Annotated in this window: 18 protein-coding genes and 3 tRNA genes; 2 read left to right on the top strand and 19 right to left on the bottom strand. The window is 60.3% G+C overall.

Annotation, left to right across the window (positions count from 1 at the left end; translation table 11 throughout):
• Positions 1–7: 7 nt before the first annotated feature.
• The 10 genes from ABGT79_RS03495 to ABGT79_RS03450 all read right to left on the bottom strand — a co-directional run bounded on the left by ABGT79_RS03495 (position 8) and on the right by ABGT79_RS03450 (position 11,905).
• Entirely contained in the window at positions 8–1,387 is a 1,380-nt protein-coding gene (locus ABGT79_RS03495; protein ID WP_346665027.1) for an SLC13 family permease, read from the bottom strand.
• Positions 1,388–1,408: 21 nt separating this feature from the next.
• Complete coding sequence (locus tag ABGT79_RS03490) at positions 1,409–2,146, bottom strand: hypothetical protein (protein ID WP_346665026.1); 738 nt, start codon at positions 2,144–2,146, stop codon at positions 1,409–1,411.
• A gap of 71 nt (positions 2,147–2,217) precedes the next feature.
• Positions 2,218–3,249, bottom strand: a complete 1,032-nt coding sequence (locus tag ABGT79_RS03485) for a carbon-nitrogen hydrolase family protein (RefSeq protein ID WP_346665025.1) — start codon at positions 3,247–3,249, stop codon at positions 2,218–2,220.
• Between the two features lie 21 nt (positions 3,250–3,270).
• Positions 3,271–4,671 carry an anion permease gene (locus ABGT79_RS03480; protein WP_346665024.1) on the bottom strand — a complete coding sequence of 467 codons (1,401 nt, stop codon included), beginning with the start codon at positions 4,669–4,671 and terminating at the stop codon, positions 3,271–3,273.
• Between the two features lie 125 nt (positions 4,672–4,796).
• Positions 4,797–6,785, bottom strand: coding sequence for an FAD-dependent oxidoreductase (locus ABGT79_RS03475; protein ID WP_346665023.1), 1,989 nt, complete (start codon positions 6,783–6,785; stop codon positions 4,797–4,799).
• A gap of 149 nt (positions 6,786–6,934) precedes the next feature.
• Complete coding sequence (locus tag ABGT79_RS03470; RefSeq protein WP_346665022.1) at positions 6,935–8,500, bottom strand: sigma-54 dependent transcriptional regulator; 1,566 nt, start codon at positions 8,498–8,500, stop codon at positions 6,935–6,937.
• 39 nt (positions 8,501–8,539) lie between these two features.
• Positions 8,540–8,701 (bottom strand): hypothetical protein, encoded by a 162-nt coding sequence (locus ABGT79_RS03465; RefSeq protein ID WP_346665021.1) that lies wholly within the window; start codon positions 8,699–8,701, stop codon positions 8,540–8,542.
• A 217-nt stretch (positions 8,702–8,918) separates the two neighbouring features.
• Positions 8,919–9,644 (bottom strand): DUF4405 domain-containing protein, encoded by a 726-nt coding sequence (locus tag ABGT79_RS03460; RefSeq protein WP_346665020.1) that lies wholly within the window; start codon positions 9,642–9,644, stop codon positions 8,919–8,921.
• A gap of 320 nt (positions 9,645–9,964) precedes the next feature.
• On the bottom strand, positions 9,965–10,531 hold the full coding sequence (locus ABGT79_RS03455; protein WP_346665019.1) for a flavodoxin family protein: 567 nt from the start codon (positions 10,529–10,531) through the stop codon (positions 9,965–9,967).
• A gap of 42 nt (positions 10,532–10,573) precedes the next feature.
• Positions 10,574–11,905 carry a DUF362 domain-containing protein gene (locus ABGT79_RS03450; protein WP_346665018.1) on the bottom strand — a complete coding sequence of 444 codons (1,332 nt, stop codon included), beginning with the start codon at positions 11,903–11,905 and terminating at the stop codon, positions 10,574–10,576.
• Here ABGT79_RS03450 and ABGT79_RS03445 point away from each other — a divergent pair.
• Together ABGT79_RS03445 and ABGT79_RS03440 are read left to right on the top strand one after the other, a co-directional pair.
• Positions 11,898–12,116 carry a hypothetical protein gene (locus ABGT79_RS03445; protein WP_346665017.1) on the top strand — a complete coding sequence of 73 codons (219 nt, stop codon included), beginning with the start codon at positions 11,898–11,900 and terminating at the stop codon, positions 12,114–12,116. The two genes, ABGT79_RS03450 and ABGT79_RS03445, sit on opposite strands and share 8 nt — an antisense overlap.
• Before the next feature lie 75 nt (positions 12,117–12,191).
• Entirely contained in the window at positions 12,192–13,067 is an 876-nt protein-coding gene (locus ABGT79_RS03440; RefSeq protein ID WP_346665016.1) for a LysR family transcriptional regulator, read from the top strand.
• Between the two features lie 164 nt (positions 13,068–13,231).
• Here the strand turns inward: ABGT79_RS03440 and ABGT79_RS03435 are convergent, their stop codons facing one another.
• The 9 genes from ABGT79_RS03435 to dnaG form a co-directional block, all read right to left on the bottom strand.
• Positions 13,232–13,732, bottom strand: coding sequence for a flavin reductase family protein (locus tag ABGT79_RS03435; protein ID WP_346665015.1), 501 nt, complete (start codon positions 13,730–13,732; stop codon positions 13,232–13,234).
• A gap of 53 nt (positions 13,733–13,785) precedes the next feature.
• Entirely contained in the window at positions 13,786–14,505 is a 720-nt protein-coding gene (locus ABGT79_RS03430; RefSeq protein WP_346665014.1) for a flavodoxin family protein, read from the bottom strand.
• A 12-nt stretch (positions 14,506–14,517) separates the two neighbouring features.
• Complete coding sequence (locus tag ABGT79_RS03425) at positions 14,518–15,408, bottom strand: radical SAM protein (RefSeq protein ID WP_346665013.1); 891 nt, start codon at positions 15,406–15,408, stop codon at positions 14,518–14,520.
• Positions 15,409–16,475: 1,067 nt separating this feature from the next.
• Positions 16,476–16,552: transfer RNA gene (locus ABGT79_RS03420), tRNA-Asp, on the bottom strand.
• A gap of 36 nt (positions 16,553–16,588) precedes the next feature.
• A tRNA-Asp gene (locus ABGT79_RS03415) sits at positions 16,589–16,665 on the bottom strand.
• 10 nt (positions 16,666–16,675) lie between these two features.
• A tRNA-Val gene (locus tag ABGT79_RS03410) sits at positions 16,676–16,751 on the bottom strand.
• Positions 16,752–17,310: 559 nt separating this feature from the next.
• Entirely contained in the window at positions 17,311–19,191 is a 1,881-nt protein-coding gene (gene mnmG / locus ABGT79_RS03405) for a tRNA uridine-5-carboxymethylaminomethyl(34) synthesis enzyme MnmG (protein ID WP_346665012.1), read from the bottom strand.
• 402 nt (positions 19,192–19,593) lie between these two features.
• Entirely contained in the window at positions 19,594–21,399 is a 1,806-nt protein-coding gene (gene rpoD, locus ABGT79_RS03400; protein WP_294485477.1) for an RNA polymerase sigma factor RpoD, read from the bottom strand.
• Entirely contained in the window at positions 21,389–23,107 is a 1,719-nt protein-coding gene (gene dnaG / locus ABGT79_RS03395; RefSeq protein WP_346665011.1) for a DNA primase, read from the bottom strand. Before dnaG ends, rpoD begins: the two co-directional genes overlap by 11 nt.
• Positions 23,108–23,114: the final 7 nt, after the last annotated feature.

The following is a 23,114-nucleotide window of genomic DNA, read 5'->3' as shown; positions in this document are numbered from 1 at the left end:
CATTCTCCTACAAAATGCCCATCACGGCCCACCAGGCCATGCCCGCGGTGGCGAGGAACGCCACGTTGATGACGAACTTGATGGTCATGATGGACACAAAATCCTTCACGCGGATGAGCCCGAGAGAAAAGGCCACAAGATACACGGCCGTTTCATACGGGAACCATAGCTGCGCCGTGCCCTGATAGAAAATGTAGAACATGGGCTCCAGATTGAAGTTCAGGTCCTGACAAATCTGGGCGAACGGCAGGCCGAAGGAGGCCAGCACGGCAAGCGGCGTCATGAGGAAGTTCAGAAGCACGCCGGAAAGATAGGTGGCGCAGAGGAACGTGGTCTGACTCACGTTCTGCAGCATGGGCACGATGCTCACCGACACGTACTGGCCGAAGCCCACCGCGCTGCCCGCCGAACCTATGCCCATGCAGGCGATGATGAAGAACAGCACCGAGAACTGCACGTCCTTCAGATCCTGCTGCGTTCCCACGTTGACGCCGGGCAGGTAGAGAATCATGGGCGCAAAGATGAAGCCGTACACCATGTTGATGTGGTGATACTGATGCGTGAAGAGAAAGACGACCAGCGCGACCAGAACGACGATGATTTTCCATTCCTTCACGCTGAGGCGTCCGAGGGAGGCGAGGGCTTCTTCAAACTTTTCCCTGCCGCTCAGCGGAGACGACGGGCGGCAGTAGCGGCCGATGGCCGCGACTACCAGATAGTTGCCCACAAGAAACACCGCGTTGTCCGCGAAGAACCGGGGATAGGAGGGAACAATGTTCGCCACGGGTGCGGCGGCGCTGTAGAGAATGGAAATGAAATCGGGAGAGTAGATGAAGTAGTTGGCATCCATGTAGAAGATGACCGTGGCCACCATGAGGCCCGCCGAAGCGCGGCTTCTGCCGAGGTTGAGGGCCTCGCAGATGCCGTAGGCCACCACGATGACGGCAATGCACGCCATGGTTCCTTGGAGGAACACTCTGGCGACAAGAGCCAGCGTGGCCATGGCAAGCACCAGCTTCATATAGCTGCCGTTGGTGTGAATGGCCGCGTAGTAGGCCATGCGCTTGAGAATGGTGGTCTTCTGCACGATGGAAACGATGATGAGCGCGCCGAGCGTCATCCATGCGGGATCGGCCGTCCACGGCCCGAGCACGGCCTTCAGCGGCACTATGCCCGACAGGCCGTACATGAACATCATGATGAGCGAAACGACCAGATTGTCGGTCAGCTCCATGGCGTAGCCCATGACGCCCCACAGCGTGATGGCCAGAAACACCTTGATGTTCCAGGTGAACGCCTCGCTTTCGGGAAGCAGAAGCAGAGAAAGAGGAAGAAGAAAATTAACAGCCCATTTGATGTTGGTCACGCGACCGGAAGATTCAGACATAAGAACACTCCACGGTCGGCATCAGGCGTCGGCACGGGCGCAGAGTCCGTGCGAAAGAGCCGCTGCAAGGCTGAGATTGCCGCGAATGAGCGCAGAAAGGGAAGTCTGGCCCGCCGTCCAGGCCACGAACACCGCAAGCATGGCCATGAGGCCGCGGGGACGCGACAGGGCGTCGAGAGCGTCCGCCACAGCGCTGGGCGACGCCTCCACCTTGGTCGCGCAGACGAAAAATTCCGAAGGCTCCGTGGAAAGGGCGGAAAAACGTTCCGCGCAGTCTTTGGGAATGCCGTTCCACGGCATGCCGAACGCCTTTGCCGTGCGGGCGCTTTCCTTGTCGGCCCAGGCCATGACTTCGGCAAAATCCCTGTTTCCGCCGTGCAGCGCGGCGTCGAAGCTGCGTACCTCGCGCGCATAGCGTTCCAGATAAAAGGGTTCCTTGCCCTGCGGCGTCTGCTTCGTGCTGAGGAAGTTGTCCGTAACGCGTTCCGTAATCACAAAATAATGATCGCCGCAGCTAAGAAAGTCCTTGCCGTCCAGCGTGGGAAGAGGGCAGGAGGCCGTGATTCCCTGATCGGCCAGCACGCGGGAAATATGAATGTGATGCCGGAGACCTTCAAAATTTCCCCCGGTCTTCAGGCTGTAGTCCGGTCCGAGATGCCAGACTCCCGTGGCAATGGCCGCTCCGGTGTCTTTGGCTTCCTGAATCGTTCTGCCTTCGAGTCCCCAGTTTTTGAGAAGTTCATGGAGATTTTCTTTCATTTCGTCGTCTCCCGGATACAAAACGAGCCGGAAAAGAGTTCCCCTCCCTCTCATTCTCCGGCTCTGATGGATTATAAGTTCTGAATATTTTCGTAAGAAACGGAGTTGTCAGGCTGCATGCCCTCAAAGTTCATGGCCTTGTAGTCCGTTCTGTCCAGGGTCATGCGCAGGGCAAAGGGTCTTGCGTCCTTGTCCAGCGGATCCATGACGAGTCTGCGTCCCAGCGTTTCCATGAGGTCGCATTCGGCATAGACGCAGCCTTCCACGTCGTGCGGGAGCGAATTGCTGATGCAGTCGCCCGCCACGTTGAACACGGCCGCCCGTCCGCCGCCGAGCGTTCCATCCACGCCGTTGGGCAGGCATTCGATATATTCAGGATGTCCCGTGCCGTCGCAGAGCATGTCGATGACGTCCTGCGCCATCATCTGCGTGGAGTACAGGGCAAAGGCTCTCAGGCCCATGGCCGCATAGCGGGTGGCCGTGCGCGACATGTCGTAGGGAGAGAACAGCGGCATCTGGCCTTCGCGGGGCGTGTGCATGGGCGGCCAGCCTGCGCAGTGAATCTGTTCGCCCTGACCGAGCAGGCAGGAAAGATTCATGGGATTCAGATGCTCGCCGCACTGCAGTCCGCCGATCTTGCCGATCTTGGTGTCGAAAACCTGCATGGTGCTGCCGTTGCCGCAGGCCCAGATGATCTTTTCGCATCCGGGAGGCGACATCTTGCGGTGCTTGCCCATGAGATTGCCCTTGTTGTCGAACCAGAACTGCGTGAGGTACAGGGTGGTTCCGTCGCCTTCCGTGGCGGAAATGCACACGAAAATGTTGTTGCGTCTGGCCGCTTCGCTTATCTGACGCATTTCCGGGCTGCCGTAGGTGAGCGCATTCTGATGCAGCTTCATGAGGAACTTGTGGCCGAACGACGGGGCGCCCATCCAGATCCACCAGGGGTAGCCGGGCAGAAACGCTTCGGGAAAGTCGATGAGCTCGGCTCCGTTGCGACCGGCCTCGTCGATGAGCGCGCAGGCTTTTTCCACGGACGCCTTCAGATTGAGAAAGACGGGCGCGGCCTGCACGGCGGCAACTTTGACGGTGGGAAAGATCATACTGCCTCCTATTTGGTGCATTTAAAGAATTCCGATGAAAGTCCAGTAGGCAAAACCAACAGTAACGAGGAACAGAGTGTTGAGAATCAGTTTGATTCCCATAATGAGCGTGAAGTCGTTCAGCTTCATGACTCCCATGGAAAACGCCACAAGGTACACCGCGGTTTCGTAGGGGAACAGCAGCTGCTGCGTTCCATGGAAGAAGGAGGATATCATGGTGTTGAGGTTGAATCCGAGCGACTGACAAATCTGGGCGATGGGAGCGCCGAAGGTTGCAATTTCCGCAAGCGGCGTCATGAAGAAGTTGGCGAACACGGCGATGGCATACACGATGCTCATGAATATTTTTTCAGAAACGCCGTTCAGCCACGGAGAAATGATGACGGACAGGGAAGAGGCAACGTTGATGGACTGCGCCACGGTTCCGATGCCGAGACACGCGACGATGAAGAATATGGAGGAATAATTGATGTTTTTGATGTCGTTGTTTGTTCCTATGTTGACATAGGGAAGATAGAATATGATGGCGGTGAAAATAAACCCGTACACCATGGGAATGTGATGGATCTGATAGGTGAGCAGAAAGATGACGAGCGCCGAAAGTATGATGCAGATATACTTTTCGTCTCTGGTCATGGGGGGAAGGGCTTCAAGATTTTTTCTCATGGCCGCCTTTCCCTCGATGGGCTCCTTAGGAGCCATGAACTTTCCTATGACCAGGGCAAAGAGCAGGATCTCGAAAACAAAGACCCAGTTGTTCATGAAAAATTCGGGATAACTCGTGGAAATGGGCGCGACTTTTGCGGATTCGCTGTACAAAAGCGCGATGAAGTCGGGAGAATAGACGAAGAAGTTGGCATCGCGGTAGGCGGTGACCGCCATGAGCATGATGCCCGCCGACGCCCGGCTCTTGCCGAGATGAAGCGCGGTGCAGAGGCCGAAGGCCACCATCATGACGCTGACGGAAGCCATGGTGCCGGTGAGGAAAATGCGCGCCAGAACGGAAATGATGGTGACGGCGAAAATGATTCCCATGTAGCTGCCGCCGACACGAATGACGGTGTGATACGTCATGCGCTGCAGGAGCGTTGTTCTCTGTACGATGGTGACGATGAGAAGCGCCGCCAGCGTGATCCAGGGAATGTCGCTTTTCCACGAACCCAAAATTGTACTTAAAGGAACAAGACCGCTTGCGGCATAAGCAAAGATAAGGAATATGGATACAATGAAATTACTTGTAACATCCACTGCAAACATGAGAATTGCAGCAAAGGTGATGTACAGGAAGAGTTTTATGGTGGAAGTGATGCCCGTGCTGTCCGGAATGGCAAAGCATATCAGCGGAAAGATGAGGCAGAAAAGAAGTTTCAGAAGCCGTTTTTTTTCTTCGGATCCTGTGCCTGCCTGAGCGCCTGACGACATAATTCACTCCTTCGTCATAAGGATATGGAGGAGAAGGCCACAATGTTGTGTCTGCCTGCAAGGAAGCCTGTTCCGCCGGTGGGAGCGGCCAGCGGAACAGGCTTTTTTATCAGACGTTCCGGGAATTACAGACGGCAGGCGGCGTCGTAGCCGTTGCGGATGGCGTGACGGACGTTCTTCGGGCCTTCGGCGCAGTCGCCGGCAAGCCAGAAGGTGGGAGCGCAGTCGCGGAAGGCTTCGGCCTGATCCTGAAGCGCGCGGGTGCCGAGGGCGATGACCACGGTGTCGGCTTCCAGGAAGCGGACGCCGTCGGGCGTTTCCACTTCCACGCCCTTGTCGGTGATTTTCTTGCAGCAGGCCTTGGTCAGATAGGAGACGTGCTCGTTGGTGTCGATTTTTTCCACCAGCACGATGCGCTGCGTGTAGCCCGTGCGGCGGGCGATGAATTCATCCATTTCCACCATGGTGACGTCGCGGCCGGCTTCGGCAAGGTGCAGAGCGCATTCGCAGCCGGTGTCGCCCGCGCCCACGATGACCACCTTCTGCCCCACGGCGTCGCGATTCACGAAGGCCTGCGTGGCCAGCATCACGTTCTTGCCGTCGATGCCCGGAATTTTGGGCAGGGCGGGCACGGAACCCGTGCAGGCGATGACCACGTCGGGGTAGGCGGCTTCGATGAGTTCGGGGGTGGCTTCCGTGTTCAGGAACACCTTGATGCCGAGCTGACCCACGCGATGGATGAGCCAGTTCTTGAATTCCATGAGCGGATACTTGAAGGACACGTAGTCGGCAAAGGAAATCTGACCGCCGAGGTGATCGCTCTTTTCATAGAGGCGCACTTCGTGACCGCGTTCGGCCGCGGTGATGGCGGCCTGCATGCCGGCGGGGCCGCCGCCGATGATGGACACGACCTTCTTTTCGGTGGCCGGAGGAATGATGTCGGTTTCAATGCCGATGCGGGGGTTCACGGAGCAGGCGTAGCGCTTCACCACGTCTCTGGTGAAGCCGGTGATGCCGCCGCCGAAGACGCGGGCGTTCTTTTCATCGAGGCAGTTGAAGCACTTGATGCAGGGACGGATTTCTTCGCGCTTGCCGAGGCGGGCCTTGTTGGCCCATTCGGGATCGGCAATGACGGTGCGGGCCATGGCCACGGCGTCGCAGTGACCTTCGGCGATCATGCGTTCGGCGTCTTCAGGATCGGTGATGCTGCCCACGATGATGACGGGGATCTTGATGCCGTGCTTTTTCGCCGCCACGCCCATGTATTCGTTGGGGCACTTGGGCATGAATTCGGAGGGGAACATTTCGGGACGGCTGCGCAGCACGCCGCGGTTGCCGCGGGAGAAGTGGACGAGATCGATCTTGTCTTCGATCATCTTGATGAACTCGCACGCTTCATCGATTTCCAGTCCGCCGGGCTGACCTTCGGTGCCGGAAATGCGGTATTCCAGCAGGAAGTCGGGGCCCACGCGCTTGCGGATTCTGTCCAGCACCATGATGGGGAAGCGGGCGCGGTTTTCCAGGCTGCCGCCCCACTTGTCCTTGCGGTGGTTTTCCGCGGGGGAGAGGAATTCGCCGAGCAGCCACTGATGCGCGCCGTGCACGAGGCACATCTTGAAGCCGGCGTTTTGCAGGTAGTGGCAGGTTTCGGCAAAGTGATCGGCCACCTCGTCCATCTGCTCTTCGGTGATTTCATCCACGACCTGACCGTTGGGGAGCACGCAGCCGGAAGGAGCAATGGGGTTTCTGCCTCCGTTGACCGTGGGGAAGGCATATTTGCCGCCGTGCTCGATTTCAATGGAGGCGATGGCGCCGGCCTGATGAATGGCGTCGGTCATCTGGGTGAGATAGGGCAGGTTGTTGATGTCCTGCAGGTTCACGTTGTGGAAGTGAGAACGCCCGCGATCCTGATCAACGGCCGCTTCGCCGAGCGTCACGCAGGCCGCGCCGCCGAGAGCTCTGTTGCGGAAATGCGCGATGGACTCGGGACGGATGTAGCCTTCGGGCGTGATGAAGTGCATGGCCTGCGCCGTGGGCGCGGTCCAGATGCGGTTTCTGAAGCGGATCTTTCCAACCTGAAGAGGTTCAAAAAGATGGGGATAGGCACGGATCATGGCATACTCCTGTATAGCCGGCGGTATGGCCGGGAATTTGCTTTTACCGGAATAAAAGCAAAAAGCATGCCATTTTTAAATATTTAGGAATATCAATGAGATAAAAGATTATTTAACGATATTTCGTGTATTTTTCACTAAATGCCGTGTCAATGTTTCACCATATTTTGTGAATCGTAACGGATGCCCAGTTTCTGCATGCGGGCGCGCAGGGTGTTGGGATGCACGTCGAGCAGCTCGGCGGCTCCGCCCCTGCCGCTGATCTTTCCGCCGGAGCGCTCCAGCGCCCGGAGGATGTGTCGCGTCACGGCTTCGTTGAGTGTTTCAAATCGTTCGGAAACGGAGGGTGCGCCCCAGGAAACGGCAACAGGAGCCGAGGCCTGCTCCTGCGGCATGAACCGGGCCGTCGGAGAAATCACCAGCGGACGGCGCATGTCGCCCATCCAGAGAATGACGGCACGTTCCACGGCGTTGCTGAGCTCCCGCAGATTGCCGGGCCACGGGTAGGCCAGCAGGTCCCTCATGTTTTCCGGGGAGGGCTCGGGCAGGTTCTGCACGCAGTATTCGGAACATTTTCGGGCGATGAAAAACCGTATCAGCACGGGAATGTCTTCCGGACGACGACGCAGCGGAGGAATGGCAATGGGAAACACGCTGAGGCGGAAGTACAGATCGGAGCGGAAGCTGCCGCTTTGCACCATCTTGTCGAGATTTCTGTGCGTGGCGGCAATGATGCGCACGTCGATGCGCCGCTCCTCGTCGCCGCCCACGCGCTCCAGCACGCCTTCCTGAAGCACGCGCAGAAGCCTGGTCTGCGCCGGAAGCGAAAGTTCGCCCACTTCGTCAAGCAGCAGCATGCCCCTGTGCGCGCGCTCGAAAAAGCCCTTGCGGGAAGCGACCGCGCCGGTAAACGCTCCCTTTTCATGGCCGAAAAGTTCGCTTTCCATGAGCGATTCCGGCAGGCTGCCGCAGTTCATCTTGATGAAGGGCGCATCCAGGCGTCCGGAAGAGCGGTACAGGGTTTCCGCCACGGCTTCCTTGCCGGTGCCGGTTTCTCCGAGAAGCAGCACGGGGCAGTCCTGACGGGAGACCTGCCATATCATTTCGCACACCTGATGCATGCCCGGAAGCTGCACCAGCGGAAGATACCGCCCCGGCTCCTCCCGCTTTTTCCCCGCGGCTTTCAAAGAAACATGACGTCCGAAATACCGCATGAGATCGTCGAGAAGCGCAAAGGCGGCGTTCACGTGCCCTGCGTGAAACACGTTCTCTCCGCGGTGCTCAAGAACGATGAGCGAGAGAGAAACAATCAGGCGTTGCGCCATCACCGCCCGGATGATGAGCGCGGAAAACCTGCGTTCGGGAAAGAGTCTGTGAATCACGCCGAGGGTGATGCCGTGATCGTCCTGATCGCCGAGACGCACCACCCGCTCGGGCCCGTGACTCAGGGCCAGCAGCTGTTCGGGCGTGCTGTTCAGAGCCACTTTGCGCATGCCCGTGATTTCGGGAAACAGGAACATGCGCTCTTCCCCCTGTCGCTCCGTGGCTGCCGTGACCAGAATGTATTCAACGGGAAAGTATTTCTTCAATATCCGGTGAAGTTCCGCCATGCCCTCGGACAGAGGCATGTCCTTCTGGAAGAACTGCGCCATCTCGTTGAAAAGAGGCCGAAACGACGCATCCGGCGCATCAGGAGGAAAAAGAAAAGTAAGCATGGCATCCTCGGCGGTGTTTCCTTAATCCATGATAATTTTTCATGTGCCTGTCAATGCATTCCTCTTGTGGCGCATGAACATATGTATTTTCTCTGATGGCAGAGATGTTTTTCTGTCTTTATGGACAACAACAGGGGGAAAAGGGAAGATTTTTTCGATGTTGTGCATGAGTTTGGTGAAGAAATGGGCGATATTTTCCATGCGTCATACGTTAATATTTTTTCAAGGCAATAGATGCCATGCATCGTCAGCAAAGGGCAAGTTCGCCGCTTCGCGAGTTTGCGAGGGGGGAGGCATGGCTGTGAGGCTCTGGCATCATGATGGAAGGCAGACGCCTTGGGGGGGGATCACGCGGCGGCGAGATGATGCGGGGCCCCTTGCAGCACTGGCGGGCAGAGAGCGGCGATTCGGCAGGAAGCTATGAGCGCTTTGGGGGCTGATCGAAAGGCGAGGGGCGTCTTTCCCCGGCGCGGAGAAAGAGCGAGGCGTGGGAACGCCATGTGCGCGACAGCGTGGCCAGGCGGAAGCTTGTCCAGGCGAACAGGAAAAAGACCGCGCCGTAGTCCAGAAGAAAGAGAGCGGCGTTTTCGCTCCACAGCATGAAGGAACTCTGCATGGTCAGCGGAAAGGTCAGTTCTCTCTGAAAAAAGGCGTGCAGGCCGTACAAGGCAAGGGCGACGCTTAGGCCGGAGGAGGTCAGCCGATAGCCGAGCGGACGAGGCGCGGCAGAAAAGCGCGCAAACGGGGCGCAGAATCGCCTGCCGTAAACGCCGAGATGGACGGCTGCGAGAAGGAAGCACCAGTGGGCGCAGAAGACGTGGATGGTTCTTGCGGAGAGCCCGCCCTTGAGTCCGAGAAAGGCGAACACCGCTCGGGAAATGGGCACGGCGCTTGCCAGCGTGCCGAGCAGCGTCAGAAGAAGCAGGGCGTTCAGCGCGAGCCGAACGGCCCTCGTGACGTTGTACCGGCCCTTGAGCAGCGATTTGTACCAGACGCGGTTGAGCCATGCATGCAGAAGAAGCGTGAAGGTCAGCAGCACGCCCAGCCACTCATGAACCGCGCCGCCGGTATGGGGAGCGGCCATGAGCAGAAGAAACAGCAGAAGGAGCACAAGATCCGTGAGAACGGTTGCGGGCATGTTCATCGTTGACTCCGGGGCGCGACGGCCGACGGGAAAGCTGTCCTTCCCGGAAGCCGGATTCGGGAAATATTCTATTCTGATGATCAGAATAGACGACGCCCGCAGGAGGATGAAGATGCATTTGTGGCAAAAACTTGCCTGATATTGTCAGTCGGGGAAAGGAAGGGGGCACGGACGCCGCATGTCGTCGAGCAGGCCGGACGCGCGGCTGCCGGTCCGTCCTCTTCCCGTCGCGGGAGAGGCTGGGAAAGCCGCCGCCGCTCTCGCCGCGCCCGGCGCTTGTGCGGAGGCCTTCCGGCAAGTCCGCACAAGGGAGTGTGCCGTCAGGCCAGACGCTGCAGAAGAAAGGCCATGTTTCGGCCGAGATTTCTCATGTTGTCGAGGCCTTCCGCATCGCTCAGCACGTCGCCGGGCATTTGCCCGTAGGCCATGTTCCAGTAGGTGGAGCCGACCACGAACATTTCATGATTGAGAAAAAAGTGATTCATGGCGTCCACCGCCGCAAGTGCTCCGCCGCGCCGCACTGCGGCCACGGCCGCGCCCGCCTTGTGCCTGAGCAGGCCGGGGCGCATGTCGGCCACCACGGCCGCGCGCTCAAGAAAGGCCTTCATTCTGGCGGAAACATCGGCCGAATAGACCGGCGAGCCGAGAAGAATGCCGTCGGCCTTCGTCATGAGGTCGAAAAGTTCGTTGAAGTCGTCCTGACCGAACACGCAGGAGCCCGTCTTCGCGCAGGAAAAGCAGGCGCGGCAGGGTTCGATGGTGTGATCGGCCAGCTGAATCAGGCTCGTTTCCATGCCTGCGTCTTCCAGTCCTTTGAACACTTCCCGCATGAGCAGGGCCGTGTTGCCGTCTTTTCTTGAGCTTCCGTTGATGCCCAGTATCTTCATGATGTTCTCCGTTGTCGTTGGGAAGGCCGCTCCGTCGCTCTGTCATGCGCGGACGAGCTCGATGCCTTCCTTGCCGCCCAGATTGCGGCTGTACAGTTTTTCTTCCGGATTGTTCCAGTGTTCGTGAACGCCGAGATTGCTCACGACGCCGCCGAAGCCGTCGCGGTAGATCGTGCCGGAAGGCGGCGAAGCGATGAGCGCGGCTTCGTGCAGATAGTTTTCCATGCCGCGATAGTGCCGAAGAAGGGCGTTGTGCTCGCGCATGACGGGTTCGTTGACCAGAAAATCCGCGCCCACGGAATCTATCGCTACGGGATCCTGAGAGAAAAACAGGCTGGAACAGAAGTTTCCGTTGAACGGCGGCTGCCGCCAGAGCGCCTTTTCCCGCGTGATGTTCACGCTTTCTCCCGGGGCGGTGATCAGACCGTCGAGCATGCAGAGCACGGTTTTGCCGCCGAGATGACGATTCGCCGTCAGATCCGCAAGCACGGCGTAGTCGCCCATGCGGCTCGACGACACCAGAGCATGGAGTCCCGCGGCCTGCGGCGCGCGCATGCGGTCGGCGTTGAGGATGCTGCCGAAATGATTTTTTCCGCACAGCGTCATGCCGTAGCAGTGCCCTTTCAGGCTGGCCAGATTGATGAGGTATGTCGTTTCCGTGACGCACGCGGGCAGATAGTTGACCGCTCCGGCAATATCCCGGGACCAGCGCACGGGACAGTGCCTGTCCGGCAGGGCGTCCAGCGGGCCGTTCGGATCGCGATGCCGGAAGAGCACGCCCGTCAGAGGGCCGGAGGAACACATCCGTCGCATGTACTCGGGAATGACGCGCCCTGCGTCGTACACCGTTATGTCCTGCGGCGCAACGCCGGCGTCTTCGATCAGGGACAGCAGCAGCGCCCTGAGCAGCACGGGGCTTGTGTAGCTTTCGTGGGTTCTGCCGTGCGGGTCGTCCGAATAGGCTCCGGCTCCGTTCATGTTGGCCTTGACGGCAAGCCGCTGCCCCGGAGCGCAGCCGCCGCTTCTTCCCCGCGATTCGTTGTGATGCCGGAACAGGGTCTGCCATCCGGCAACGGCGTCGGACGTTCCGGCCAGCGCGGCGATGCCCGAACGCACCATGGCGAGCACGGCGGATTCGGAAAAATGTTCCGGCTGCCACCAGTAGCCCTGCCCGTCCCAGCGGACGGCGGAAGGATCGCGCGTCCAGACCACGCGCCCGGGAAACACGCCGACGCCCGTGCCGCAGGGGGCGTGCGCGGGAAAGGGCGATATTTCCCGCCCGGACGCGGCACGTCCGGGCAGAAGGGATGAGCCGGTGCAGACGCCCGCCGTCATGATGCCGCCTTTCAAAAAATCTCTTCGTGTCATGGCCATGGTTTTCTCCCTGAAAGCGACGCCGCAACGCGTCGGCCTTGCCTGCCGGGCGGCGCGTCGTTTTTTCCCGTCCGGCGGCGGACGCCTGCGCATAGTCCGCGTCGGAGGAGAAACTGCCTGTGTTGTCCGGCAACGCCTCGGACGGCGGCGCGCGTTTTCCGAACGGTCGTCCGGCGTTTGCTTTCATGATAAAACGCTGGAGAAGCAATAGCAAATAGTTATAGCGAATACGTTGACATAGTTTTTTATGCATGGATTATGTTCGGCTGAAAACGAGGGTAACAGCATGGAATTCCGTACGTTGCGCTCCTTTCTCGCCGTGGCGCGGGAGCAGAGCATTTCCGGCGCGGCCAGATCGTTGAACATCACGCAGCCGAGCCTTTCCCGGCAGATCATGGAACTCGAAGAGGAAATGGGCGTGAAGCTTTTGGAGCGCGGCAGCCGGAAGGTGACGCTGACGCGTCAGGGCATGCTGCTCTGCAAGCGCGCCGGGCAGATCATGGATCTCGTGCAGCAGACGCGGGAGGAAGTGACCGCCGCCGAAGAGGAAGTGTCGGGCGTGCTGCACATCGGCGCGGGGGAAACGCAGGCCTTTCGGACGCTGGCTGCGGCCGTGCGCGAACTTATGGCGCGGCATCCCGGAGTACGGTATCATCTTTACAGCGGCAATGCGGCCGACGTGGCGGAACGTCTGGACAAGGGCCTGCTGGATTTCGGCGTGTTCATCGAGCCGCACGACGTGACGAAATATCATTATCTGCGGCTGCCGCTTGCCGACCGGTGGGGAGTGCTCATGCGCCGGGACAGCCCTCTGGCCTCGCACGACGCCGTGCGCGCGGAGGATTTGTGGAATCTGCCGCTCATCTGTTCCCGTCAGGCGCTGGCCGGAGGACAGCTCTTGAGCTGGCTGCGCGTTCCTGCGGACAAGCTTTCCATCGTCGGCACGTACAATCTGCTGTTCAACGCCGCGATGATGGCGGAGGCTGGCACGGGATACGTTATTTGCCTCGACGGAATTGTGAACACGGCGGGAGATTCGGCGCTGTGCTTTCGTCCGCTGACGCCGACGCTGAAATCTTATGTGGACGTCGTGTGGAAAAAGAATCAGCTCTTTTCGAGAGCCGCGGATCTGCTTCTTGCCGAGCTGCGCGAGAGAGCCTGAGAAGGCGGAAAGCTGCGCCGCGCCGGAAAACGAACAAGGCGGACTCCCTTCGTTTTGTGGATGGGGAGTCCGCCTTGTTGTTCTCCTGTGCGCCGACCGGCCGCGGCGAGGAGCGCTTTGCAGCTTGAACGCCGTTGCGGAAGATGCGGCGCAAGGGCGCGCGGCTACTTCTGGAGCGGGGCGATTTTCGAGTAGCCGTTCCAGGCGAAGAGCGGACGTTCCTGATCGTCGGCGTACACGTTTTCCACGTTGCAGATGTAGAAGTAGTGATCGCCCACATCGACGAATTCCCGCAGACGGCACTGAATGGCCGCCGCGCTGTGAACGGGAATCTGAATGTCGCAGTCGGGCAGGCTCTTGAGTTCGATGCCGAAGTCCCGGGCCTTGCTTTTCGTTCTGCCGGTGGAGCAGCCGCACTGCATGACCTGTTTGGCCAGCGCTTCGCCCGGAATGGTCAGCACCACGTTTTTGTTGGCTCTCACGGTTTCTCCGGTGTAGGAGGGCTTCATCATGGCGAAGCCGATGACGGCCGGTTCAATGCTGAGATAAGTCCACCAGGACACCGCCGCGAGATTGGTCACGCCCTCTGCGTTGCGGGAACAGATGAGCGTTACCGGATTGGGCGAGGTCACCTTTGCCACATCGAGAAGAGGAATGGGTTTCATGTCTGCTCCTTGCATGGGTTTTCTGTTGAAAGTCGGGGTGAACGAGGCGGGAATCAGGCGTTTTTCCCCATGGCTTCGGCCGTGGCGAGCGCCTTGTGCCCCGCCATGTCGCCCGCGTCGTTCACGCCGGTGACGAACAGACGGCCTCTGTCTTTCCAGCCTTTGAAGCCGAGCATCTGCCGATAGGCTTCCGCCGGTCCGGCAAAGGACCGCAGAAACAGGCTTTCGCCGCACATGAGCAGCATGGCCTCCCGAACCGGCATGTCGCGCAGCTTCTGTTTTTTGGAATAGGGATAGAGCCTGTCCATGACGCACTTGATGTGACCGCTGAAGTTGTACCAGTAGAGCGGACTGCAGAACACCAGCATGTCCGCCTTTTCCAGCAGCGGCCAGAGCTTTTCAAAGTTGTCTTCCAAAACGCAGGGGCGTCCGGTGCTCCAGCAGCCTTCGCAGTGCAGGCACGCGCTCATGCGTTCCCGCCCCGCGGCAAACACGTTCACGTCGTGCCCGGCTTCGCGCGCGCCCTTGACGAAGGCTTCCGCCAGCACGTCGCTGTTGCCGCCCTGCCTTGCGCTTCCGGTAATGACCAGAATGTTCTTTTTCTTGCCCGAGGCGGGCGTGGAGAAGGATTCCACCTTCACGGACGAGGTGGAGGACACGTGCCGGTACAGCGCATGACCCGCCGCCGCAAGCAGGGCGGCTCCCGCGCCGAAGAAGAGGTTGCGCCGCGAAAGGATCTTTTTGCCGTTGGGGGAAGAATTCGTGTCGCTCATGGCAGGTTCCGTTTACAGGGAGGTTTTGAAGCGGCGGCTGACCATGGCTTCCAGCTCTTCATCCGAGCAGGAGCGCAGCACGTCGTCGATGTCTTCCAGCACGCGCCGCCTGGCTTCGGCGTCCTTGTTGGAAAAGCGGTAGTTGAGCGGGTTCAGGTAATGCACGCCGTCGTAAAAGACGTCTATGGTCAGTTCGGAAAGAAAGGTCTGCAGCTCCTCGAGTTTTTCGCGCTCCGAAGCCTCGATGAATTCCCCGCGCGCGGCCATGTCCGCGAGGGGCGTGTGGGGAAAAACCGTCATGCCCGTGGTGGTGATGAGCTGCGGATGCACCTGATTGAACATGGCGGCCGTGGCGCTGCCGCTGGAGCGGCCCTTTCCCTTGCCGCCCATGCCGAGAATGTAGAAAGTGGTGTAGGTAAGACCGGCCTCGTCGAGGCGCAGCAGCTGCTCCACGATTTCGGCGGCGGTCTGCCCCTTGTTCATGAGCGCAAGCACGCTGTCGTCGCCGTTTTCCGTGCCGATGTAGAGATGCGTGAGGCCCATGTCGCGCAGTTCGCGCAGCTCTTCGTCGCTCTTGTGTCCGATGTCGGCAATGCGGCTCTGCATGCTCACGCGCTGGAAGTGAGGCACGAGCCTGCGCAGCACGCGCAGGTACGCCCGCAGCTTTTCCGTGGGCAGGGCGAAAGGATTGGAGCCGGTCATGTACACGGGCGTGTGGTCGGAGAACATGGGCCGCAGGGAAAAAATCTCGTGTTCGAGATCATTCTCCGTGACCGCCATGAAAGGATAGCCGCGCGACACGTAGCAGAAGTGACATTTATTGTAGGTGCAGCCCTGGGTGGCGCGCAGGAGCAGGGAACGGGCTTCCTGCGGCGGGCGCATGGCTGGTTCCGTGAACGTCATGAGAAGACTCCGTGAAGGTTGAAGCTTTTGTCTGTATAAATTTTTAGTGATTACTAAATAAATGTCAAGACGCGCAGCGCGAAGAATGTGGCGATGAGGCTTCAAGACGACGGGCAAAGAAGGCGCGGAGGAAGGGGGGGAGTGAGGGGCGGGGTTCCTCTTCTGCGTGTCGGGCTCGATCCCGCGGAGAGCGCCGCAGACTGCGGGCGGCTTTTCCCGATGCCGGAGGGGAAAATTGGCGCGGGCGGGCAGAGTCGTTGACGCCTCTCCCCCGACGCATGCCGGAGAGCATCCGCGAGGCGCGTTGCCGAAGCTGGGCAACATGACCCGCACGGCGCGCGAACTTCGCATTCGCGCAGACGCTGTACAGGAAGGTGGCCGTCTGCGGTTTTTCCGGACCGTTCGAGAAGCGCTGAGTCGTCGCCCCGGATTGCCGCGGAACGGGGATGAAGATGCGGGCAAAAACGACGGTCCGAAAGTTCGGACCGTCGTTGTCTCTGGAACGGTGACCGGGGAAGGCCGAGAAGAATGCCCGGCGCAGAAGACGTGCGCTGCACGCGGCGCAGATGCTTTTGCTCTGTGTTTCATCAAGGGAGGCGGACGGCACGGAAAAACAGGGCGTGCGATTCATTTCGTGAGACGTGCGCGTGTTGAGCGTCCGAAATCGCTGCGCCGAGTCCGGCTCGGAAATAAGGACGAGGCCCGGCAGAAACAGGGGCCGCGCTCCGCGCAGGCGCACGCGTGCGCACAGTGCTTCCGAAACCGATACGCCGCGTTGGCTGAAACAACGGACTGCGCTCAGTGCAGGAGCGTGCGTCGTGCTCTCCCGGGGAGGGCGTCGCGAGCGCTTCGGGGCTTGAGCGTCGTGCTTCGCTAAGGACGTTCTTGACCGCCTCGAAGCGGCACTCCGCGCTTGTCGTCGGCCTTTCTCCCCAAACGTGGGGCGGCCCCTGGCGGGCGCAGCCTTGCAATCAGGCCGTCCGCAACGGCAGTCGCCGTCCACGCACGGAGCCGTTCCCCGCAGGGTAAAAAAAAAGCCCCGCAACACATGTTTGCAGGACCTTGAATGGCGAAGCGGATGGGACTTGAACCCACGACCTCCGGCGTGACAGGCCGGCGTTCTAACCAACTGAACTACCGCTCCAAATATGGAGTGGGCAAAAACCCTTTTAAACAAAAGTGGCGAAGCGGATGGGACTTGAACCCACGACCTCCGGCGTGACAGGCCGGCGTTCTAACCAACTGAACTACCGCTCCACTTTTCGCATGGTGGGCAGTACAGGACTTGAACCTGTGACCCCCGCCGTGTGAAGGCGATGCTCTACCAACTGAGCTAACTGCCCATGCGCAGGTATGTGTTTATGGAAAATGCCCCCTTCTGTCAACAGAAAATTTGCCCTCTTCGCGATTTTTTTTGAAAAAAGTGCGAGTGTAATATTTAATATACTGATATTACTTATTTTTATTGTTTTTATGCAAAACTTGCCGCGGCGTTGCACGGCAGACCTTTCGGCAGCGGGCTTTTGAGCGTCGGGTGCCGCGGCCTCTGACCCGATAGAAGCGGGCGCGCCGGGCAGGTCTGGTGCAGCCGATGAACAACAGCGCTGAGCTATGGCCTCTTTGCGGAAGCGGAGGGAAGAGCGTCTTTCAGGAAAGGTGTTTTTGCCGTTCACGGGATTCTGCCGGAACTGCGCGGCAGCGTGGCGCATCCTCCGGAACTGAATGCTTCAAGCTCCTTTTACGACGCTTCTGAAGGAAGACGCGGGCGGCCCGCCGAAGAAGCCTGTCTGCGCCTCAGAGGCGCGCCGTGAGGGAAGAAACAAAGAGCTGTCCACGAAGACCGTGAACAGCTCTGAAAAGGCGGATTCTCCCGCCCCAAAAGCCTGCGCTGCGCAGGGCGCGTCAGCGCTGGTTGTCCGTCCGGAGAAGACCGCGCTTTTTCAGCTCGATTTCCAGACAGGCGAGCGCTGCGGGCGTGACGCCGGAAATGCGTCCGGCCTGCCCCAGCGTGAGGGGACGAATGGCGTTCAGCTTTTCCTGAATTTCCCGCGACAGTCCGGAAATGCCTGTGTAGTCCATGTCTTCGGGCAGGCGTATGGCTTCCTGACGCGCCGCTCGGCGCACGAGTTCGTCCTGAAGTTCCAGATAGCCGGAGTAGCGCAGAATGATTTCCGTTTCCTGAAGCACGTCGTCGGGGGCGCTGTCCAGTTCCGGCAGGAACACGGAAAGGCGGCGCAGCGGAAGCTGCGGACGGCGGCCGAGATCGGCCAGCGTGACGGCCTGCGTGGGGCAGGGCTCGCCGAGTTCGGCAAAGGCGGCCTGCGTGGCGGCGTCGGGGGTGAGGCGCACGGAGGTCAGCTTGTCCATGAGCGCGTGCAGGCTCTGCTGCCTGTCGCGGAAGACGCGCCACTGCTCGTCGCCCACAAGGCCGATGTCGCGGCCGCGCGGGGTGAGGCGGGCGTCGGCGTTGTCTTCGCGCAGCAGAAGGCGGTATTCCGCGCGCGAGGTGAACATGCGGAACGGCTCGTTGGTGCCCTTGGTGACCAGTTCGTCGGCCAGCACGGCCATGTAGGCTTCGCTTCTGGCGGGCAGGAAAGGTTCGCGGCCTCTGATTTTGGCGTCCATGTTGAGCGCGGCCCACAGGCCCTGCGCGGCGGCTTCCTCGTAGCCGGAGGTGCCGTTGATCTGACCGGCGAGCCACAGGCCGTCCACCTTGCGGGTTTCAAAGGTGGGACGCAGCTGCACGGGATTCACGTAGTCGTACTCGATGGCGTAGCCCGGACGCACGATTTTGGCGTGTTCCAGACCGCGGATGGAGTTGACCATCTTTTCCTGAATGTCCAGTGGCAGGCTGGTGGAAATGCCGTTGGCGTAATATTCTTCGCGGTTCAGACCTTCGGGTTCGATGAAGACGTGATGGCGTTCGCGTTCGGGGAAGCGGGCCACCTTGTCCTCCACGGAAGGGCAGTAGCGCGCGCCCACGCCGGTGATGACGCCGGTGAAGAGAGGCGAGCGGTCCATGCCGGAGCGGATGATGTCGTGGGTGTGTTCGTTGGTCCAGGTGATGAAGCAGGGCACCTGCGGCAGCACCGGGCCGGGGCCGCTGAAGCTGAAGCCCTGCGGCGGATTGTCGCCGTACTGGGCTTCCATGGCGTCGAAGTCGATGGAGCTTGCCAGAAGGCGCGGTGTGGTGCCGGTCTTGAGACGGCCGAGGGTGAGGCCGAGCGAGCGCAGGGAATCGGAAAGGCTCATGGCGGCGGAGTCGCCGAAGCGGCCGGCGCTGTAATGCACGAGGCCCACGTGGACGAGGCCGCACAGGAAGGTGCCCGTGGTGAGCAGCACGTGATCGGCGAGAAATTCCTTGCCGAGCCGGGTGCGCACGCCGACGACTTTGCCGTTTTCCGCAAGAATGTCGGTAACCATGTCCTGCCAGATGGTGAGGCCTTCCTGCGCGAACATGTCGCGCTTGACCGCGGCAAGATAGGATTCGCGGTCTATCTGGGCGCGGCGGGCGCGCACGGCCGGGCCCTTGCTGGCGTTCAGAATGCGGAACTGAATGCCGGCTTCGTCGGCCCATTTGCCCATGCAGCCGCCGAGGGCGTCGATTTCGCGCACCAGATGCCCCTTGGCCAGGCCGCCGATGGCGGGATTGCAGGAAAGATGACCGATGCGGTCCACGTTGCTGGTGACGACGAGCACGTTGTGGCCCAGACGGGCGAGCGCCATGGCCGCTTCACAGCCGGCGTGTCCGGCCCCGACGACGATGCAGGAATAATGTGTCATGGTGATAAGAAATCTGGAGGTTGAACAGGGCCCGCCTTTGCTGCGGCGGATGGAGAAAAACGCGTCCGGGGCGATTTTTGGCGTTCGGGCGATCAGTCCTGAGCGCTGGCGCCGCTCCATGATCCGGCAGAGTCGGAATCGGCCTTGCCGGACAGTCGGCTGCGGAGGCTGCGGCACCGCGGGGGAACGTTGCCGAGGGAGGAACGTTTGCGGCGCACGGGTCCGCCGTGTTCGGAAGGCGAGGCCGATTCCTCTGCGGGCAGGGCGCTGCGAAGCGCGTTTGCCGCTCCGGTACGCGTGAGGCCGCGCTGCCGGATCACCGGAGGCGGCCTCATGACGAAAAAGCGGAAGCCGCCTCGCGCCGCCGGAAAGGGGCAAAGCGAAGCGACTTCCGCTGACGGATCAGTTTTCGTAGAAGGAGCGCAGGGTCTGGCTTCTCACCGGATGGCGGAGCTTGCGCAGGGCCTTGGCTTCGATCTGACGTATGCGTTCGCGGGTGACGTTGAAGAGCTTGCCCACTTCCTCAAGGGTGTGGTCGGACTTTTCGCCGATGCCGAAACGCTTGCGCAGCACCTGTTCCTCGCGGGGAGTGAGGTCGGCGAGCACGGAGGCGATCTGTTCGGAGAGCTTGGTGTTCACCACTTCCTCGGCGGGGGCCACGGCCTTCTTGTCCTCGATGAAATCGCCGAGGCTGGAATCCTCTTCGTCGCCGATGGGGGTTTCGAGGGAGATGGGTTCCTTGGCGATTTTGAGCACCTTCTTGACCTTGTCCACGGGATAGTCCATGCGTTCGGCGATTTCCTCGGGAGTGGGATCGCGGCCGAGCTCCTGCACCAGATAGCGCGAGGTGCGGATGAGCTTGTTGATGGTTTCTATCATGTGGACGGGAATGCGGATGGTGCGGGCCTGATCGGCGATGGCGCGGGTGATGGCCTGCCGGATCCACCAGGTGGCGTAGGTGGAGAACTTGTAGCCGCGCTGATACTCGAACTTGTCCACGGCCTTCATGAGGCCGATGTTGCCTTCCTGAATGAGATCGAGGAACTGGAGTCCGCGGTTGGTGTACTTCTTGGCGATGCTCACCACGAGGCGCAGGTTGGAACGGATGAGTTCCTGCTTGGCGCGCATGGAGGCGGACATGCCGCGACGGATGCGCCACAGCACTTCTTCGAGGTCTTCCACGTTGTGGCAGCACTTTTCGCGCAGGCGCTGAAGGCTTTCGATCTTGCCCATGATGAGTTCCTTGTAGGAAAACATCTTGTCCACGCTCATGTCGAGTTCCGCGGCCACGTCCTGCATGGAGCGGGTGCGGTTGTCGAGAGCTTCAAAGAGGGCCTGCAGTTCTTCCTGCGTCTTGCCGGTGGTGGCCGCGTAGGCGTCGAGTTCGCGCTGATAGTTCTTCATCTGGCGCACGTAGTCCTCCACGGTTTCCACGATGCGGTCGATGAGGGTTTTTTCCAGCTTGATTTCGCGCAGACGGGAAACCACTTCCTCCTTGTACTGGAGAATTTCCTTCTGCGTGGAGGCCACGCGGCGCTCCAGCGTGCAGCAGGCGTCGAGCTTCTGATAGATCTTGTGCTTCTTCTTGTAGATGGCCTTGATCTCGTCGAGAAGCAGGATGACGCGCTGACGCTGATTCATTTCGTCTTCGGTGGGATCGTCTTCCTCGATGGTCTTGACCACGTCCTTGAGCTTGATGCGGTTCTGCTTGAGGTCTTCGCCCACGTTGATGAGTTCTTCCACGGCCACGGGCACTTCCACCAGGGCGTAGAGCACGTCTTCTTCGCCGGTTTCGATCTTCTTGGCGATGACGACTTCTCCGTCGCGGTCGAGCAGCGGCACCGCGCCCATTTCGCGCAGGTACATGCGCACGGGATCGGTGTTGCGGGCGGCGAAGTCGCCGGAATCGTCGGCGGAAAGATCGAGGGGAAATTCCAGCGCGCCGTCGTCGGTCTCGTCGAACACGATGTCCACGGGATCGTTTTCCGCGTCGGCGTGGTTGACGACTATGGACTTGCCTTCCTTTTCGGAATCGACAATGGCGATGTCCATCTGATCGAACATCGCAATGATTTCCTCGAAGTTTTCGGGCGTGCTCATCTCCGCGGGGACAGATTTGCTGACTTCCTCGAACGTGAGGTAGCCCGCAGACTTGCCCTTGGCGATAAGAGCCTTGACCTGCTGGATTTCTTTAAGATTATTGGTCACTACGCCTCCCTCGCGCTTCAAGAAGCGCGCGCATGTATTCCCGTTGTGTTTCCTGGCTGGCCGTTCCCTGGCGAAGGGCCGCCACCACGGAAGCCATGTGTGATGTCTTCTGCAAGTTGATAAGCATTTGTCGAATGGCGTTCAGTTCGCCTTCCTCGTCGTTGAGCGGGGGGGCTTCCTGGCCCCGGCATCGGATCCAGAAGGTTTTTTCCTTCGGATCCAGGTCGTCAAAGGCCTGCTCGGAGCAGGCGGCGGCCAGCTTGTCCCAGAGCTTGAGCGCCCAGGGTTCCCGCAGGGCAAGATCGGCGCCGGCGGCCTGAAGATCGGGCAGCCTGTGCGGATAGCGCACCGCGAACGTCATGATTTCCCTGTCGCGGCTGATGGAGCGGGGCGCCGTGCTGCGCCGCTCCTGCGCGCGGGGCGCGGCGGCGCTGCGTCGTTCCAGAACGCCTCCGCGAAGATCGGCTTCGGAGAGGCCGAGTCCGGCGGCAAGGTCTGCCGCAAAGCGGTGAAAAAGTTCCGGCATGTCCACCTGCGAGAGAAAGTGCCTCGCCCATTCCACGGCGTCGCGCGGGGCCATGCCGCGCAGCACGGAAATGCAGAATTCAAGCCCGTCCTGGGCGTGGGCGCGCAGATCCTCCACGGCGTCCGCGCCGAAGCTGTGAAGCATGCTGTCGATGTCGTTGTCGTCGGGGAACAGAACTACTTTGCACGAAAGTCCGCGCGAGAGCAGCATTTCGCAGGAGCGGAAGGCCGCCTTGCGTCCGGCGTTGTCGCCGTCGAACATGAGTTCGAGGCTTGAGCTGAAGCCGGAAAGCCGCTTGATCTGATCCGGGGTGAGCGCCGTGCCGAGCACGCCCACGGCCTGCGTGTAGCCGTACTGGTGCAGGGTGATGACGTCCATGTAGCCCTCGGTGAGAATGACGCTCTTCTTCACGGCAATGGAGGGCCGGGCCTGAAAGAGGCCGAACAGATGCTCGCCCTTCTTGTAGATGGGCGAATCGCTGCTGTTGATGTACTTGGCGTCGTCGTCTCTGGCGAGCGCGGGAAGAATGCGCCCGCCGAAGGCTATGGCCTGTCCGGAAAGGTTGCGGATGGGGAACATGAGCCGGTTGCGGAAGCGGTCGAAGGTGCGTCCGCCCTGACTCTTGGACTGCAGGCCGCATTCCGCGGCGGTGCTCAGATTGAATCCCGCGCGGCGCAGCGTGTCGCCGAGATCCTGCCACGAATCCATGCTCCAGCCGAGGCCGAACTTTTCCACGAGCTCGGGCGAGATGCCCCGCTCGCCGATGTAGTCGCGGCAGGCCGCGGCGGTCGGCGAGGACAGATTGCTGTGAAAATGCGAGGCGGCGAGTTCGTGCATCTTGAGCATGTCGCGCTTCTGGGAGCGCTGTTCCCGGGCTTTGGGATCGGCGCGATAGGAGTCGAGGCGCACGCCCGCCTCTTCGGCGAGGGCGGCGAGGGTTTCCTTGAAGTCGAGGCCGTTGAGGCGTCCGTAGAAGTCGAAGATGTCGCCGGAGGCCTGGCAGCCGAAGCAGTAGAAGGTTCCCTGTTCCTCGTTGATGGAGAAGGAGGGCTTGGTCTCCTGATGGAACGGGCAGGGCGCGACAAGACGGGAGCCTGCGGGATGCAGCTCCACGTATCGCCTTGCCATGTCGGCGAGGCTGAGGCGCGACTTGATTGCCTGTATCACATCATTGTTTTTCATGACGATA

Origin of the sequence: uncultured Mailhella sp. (assembly GCF_963931295.1) — a bacterium.
Lineage (GTDB): Bacteria > Desulfobacterota > Desulfovibrionia > Desulfovibrionales > Desulfovibrionaceae > Mailhella.
The sequence above is the reverse complement of the archived record's forward strand: the minus strand, read 5'-3'. Positions and strand labels throughout refer to the sequence as shown.

Coding starts and splice junctions, on each gene's coding strand:
- ABGT79_RS03495 (WP_346665027.1), bottom strand. CDS start 1,387: ATGTCTGAATCTTCCGGTCGCGTGACCAACATCAAATGGGCTGTTAAT.
- ABGT79_RS03490 (WP_346665026.1), bottom strand. CDS start 2,146: ATGAAAGAAAATCTCCATGAACTTCTCAAAAACTGGGGACTCGAAGGC.
- ABGT79_RS03485 (WP_346665025.1), bottom strand. CDS start 3,249: ATGATCTTTCCCACCGTCAAAGTTGCCGCCGTGCAGGCCGCGCCCGTC.
- ABGT79_RS03480 (WP_346665024.1), bottom strand. CDS start 4,671: ATGTCGTCAGGCGCTCAGGCAGGCACAGGATCCGAAGAAAAAAAACGG.
- ABGT79_RS03475 (WP_346665023.1), bottom strand. CDS start 6,785: ATGATCCGTGCCTATCCCCATCTTTTTGAACCTCTTCAGGTTGGAAAG.
- ABGT79_RS03470 (WP_346665022.1), bottom strand. CDS start 8,500: ATGCTTACTTTTCTTTTTCCTCCTGATGCGCCGGATGCGTCGTTTCGG.
- ABGT79_RS03465 (WP_346665021.1), bottom strand. CDS start 8,701: ATGGAAAATATCGCCCATTTCTTCACCAAACTCATGCACAACATCGAA.
- ABGT79_RS03460 (WP_346665020.1), bottom strand. CDS start 9,644: ATGAACATGCCCGCAACCGTTCTCACGGATCTTGTGCTCCTTCTGCTG.
- ABGT79_RS03455 (WP_346665019.1), bottom strand. CDS start 10,531: ATGAAGATACTGGGCATCAACGGAAGCTCAAGAAAAGACGGCAACACG.
- ABGT79_RS03445 (WP_346665017.1), top strand. CDS start 11,898: ATGGCCATGGTTTTCTCCCTGAAAGCGACGCCGCAACGCGTCGGCCTT.
- ABGT79_RS03450 (WP_346665018.1), bottom strand. CDS start 11,905: ATGGCCATGACACGAAGAGATTTTTTGAAAGGCGGCATCATGACGGCG.
- ABGT79_RS03440 (WP_346665016.1), top strand. CDS start 12,192: ATGGAATTCCGTACGTTGCGCTCCTTTCTCGCCGTGGCGCGGGAGCAG.
- ABGT79_RS03435 (WP_346665015.1), bottom strand. CDS start 13,732: ATGAAACCCATTCCTCTTCTCGATGTGGCAAAGGTGACCTCGCCCAAT.
- ABGT79_RS03430 (WP_346665014.1), bottom strand. CDS start 14,505: ATGAGCGACACGAATTCTTCCCCCAACGGCAAAAAGATCCTTTCGCGG.
- ABGT79_RS03425 (WP_346665013.1), bottom strand. CDS start 15,408: ATGACGTTCACGGAACCAGCCATGCGCCCGCCGCAGGAAGCCCGTTCC.
- mnmG (WP_346665012.1), bottom strand. CDS start 19,191: ATGACACATTATTCCTGCATCGTCGTCGGGGCCGGACACGCCGGCTGT.
- dnaG (WP_346665011.1), bottom strand. CDS start 23,107: ATGAAAAACAATGATGTGATACAGGCAATCAAGTCGCGCCTCAGCCTC.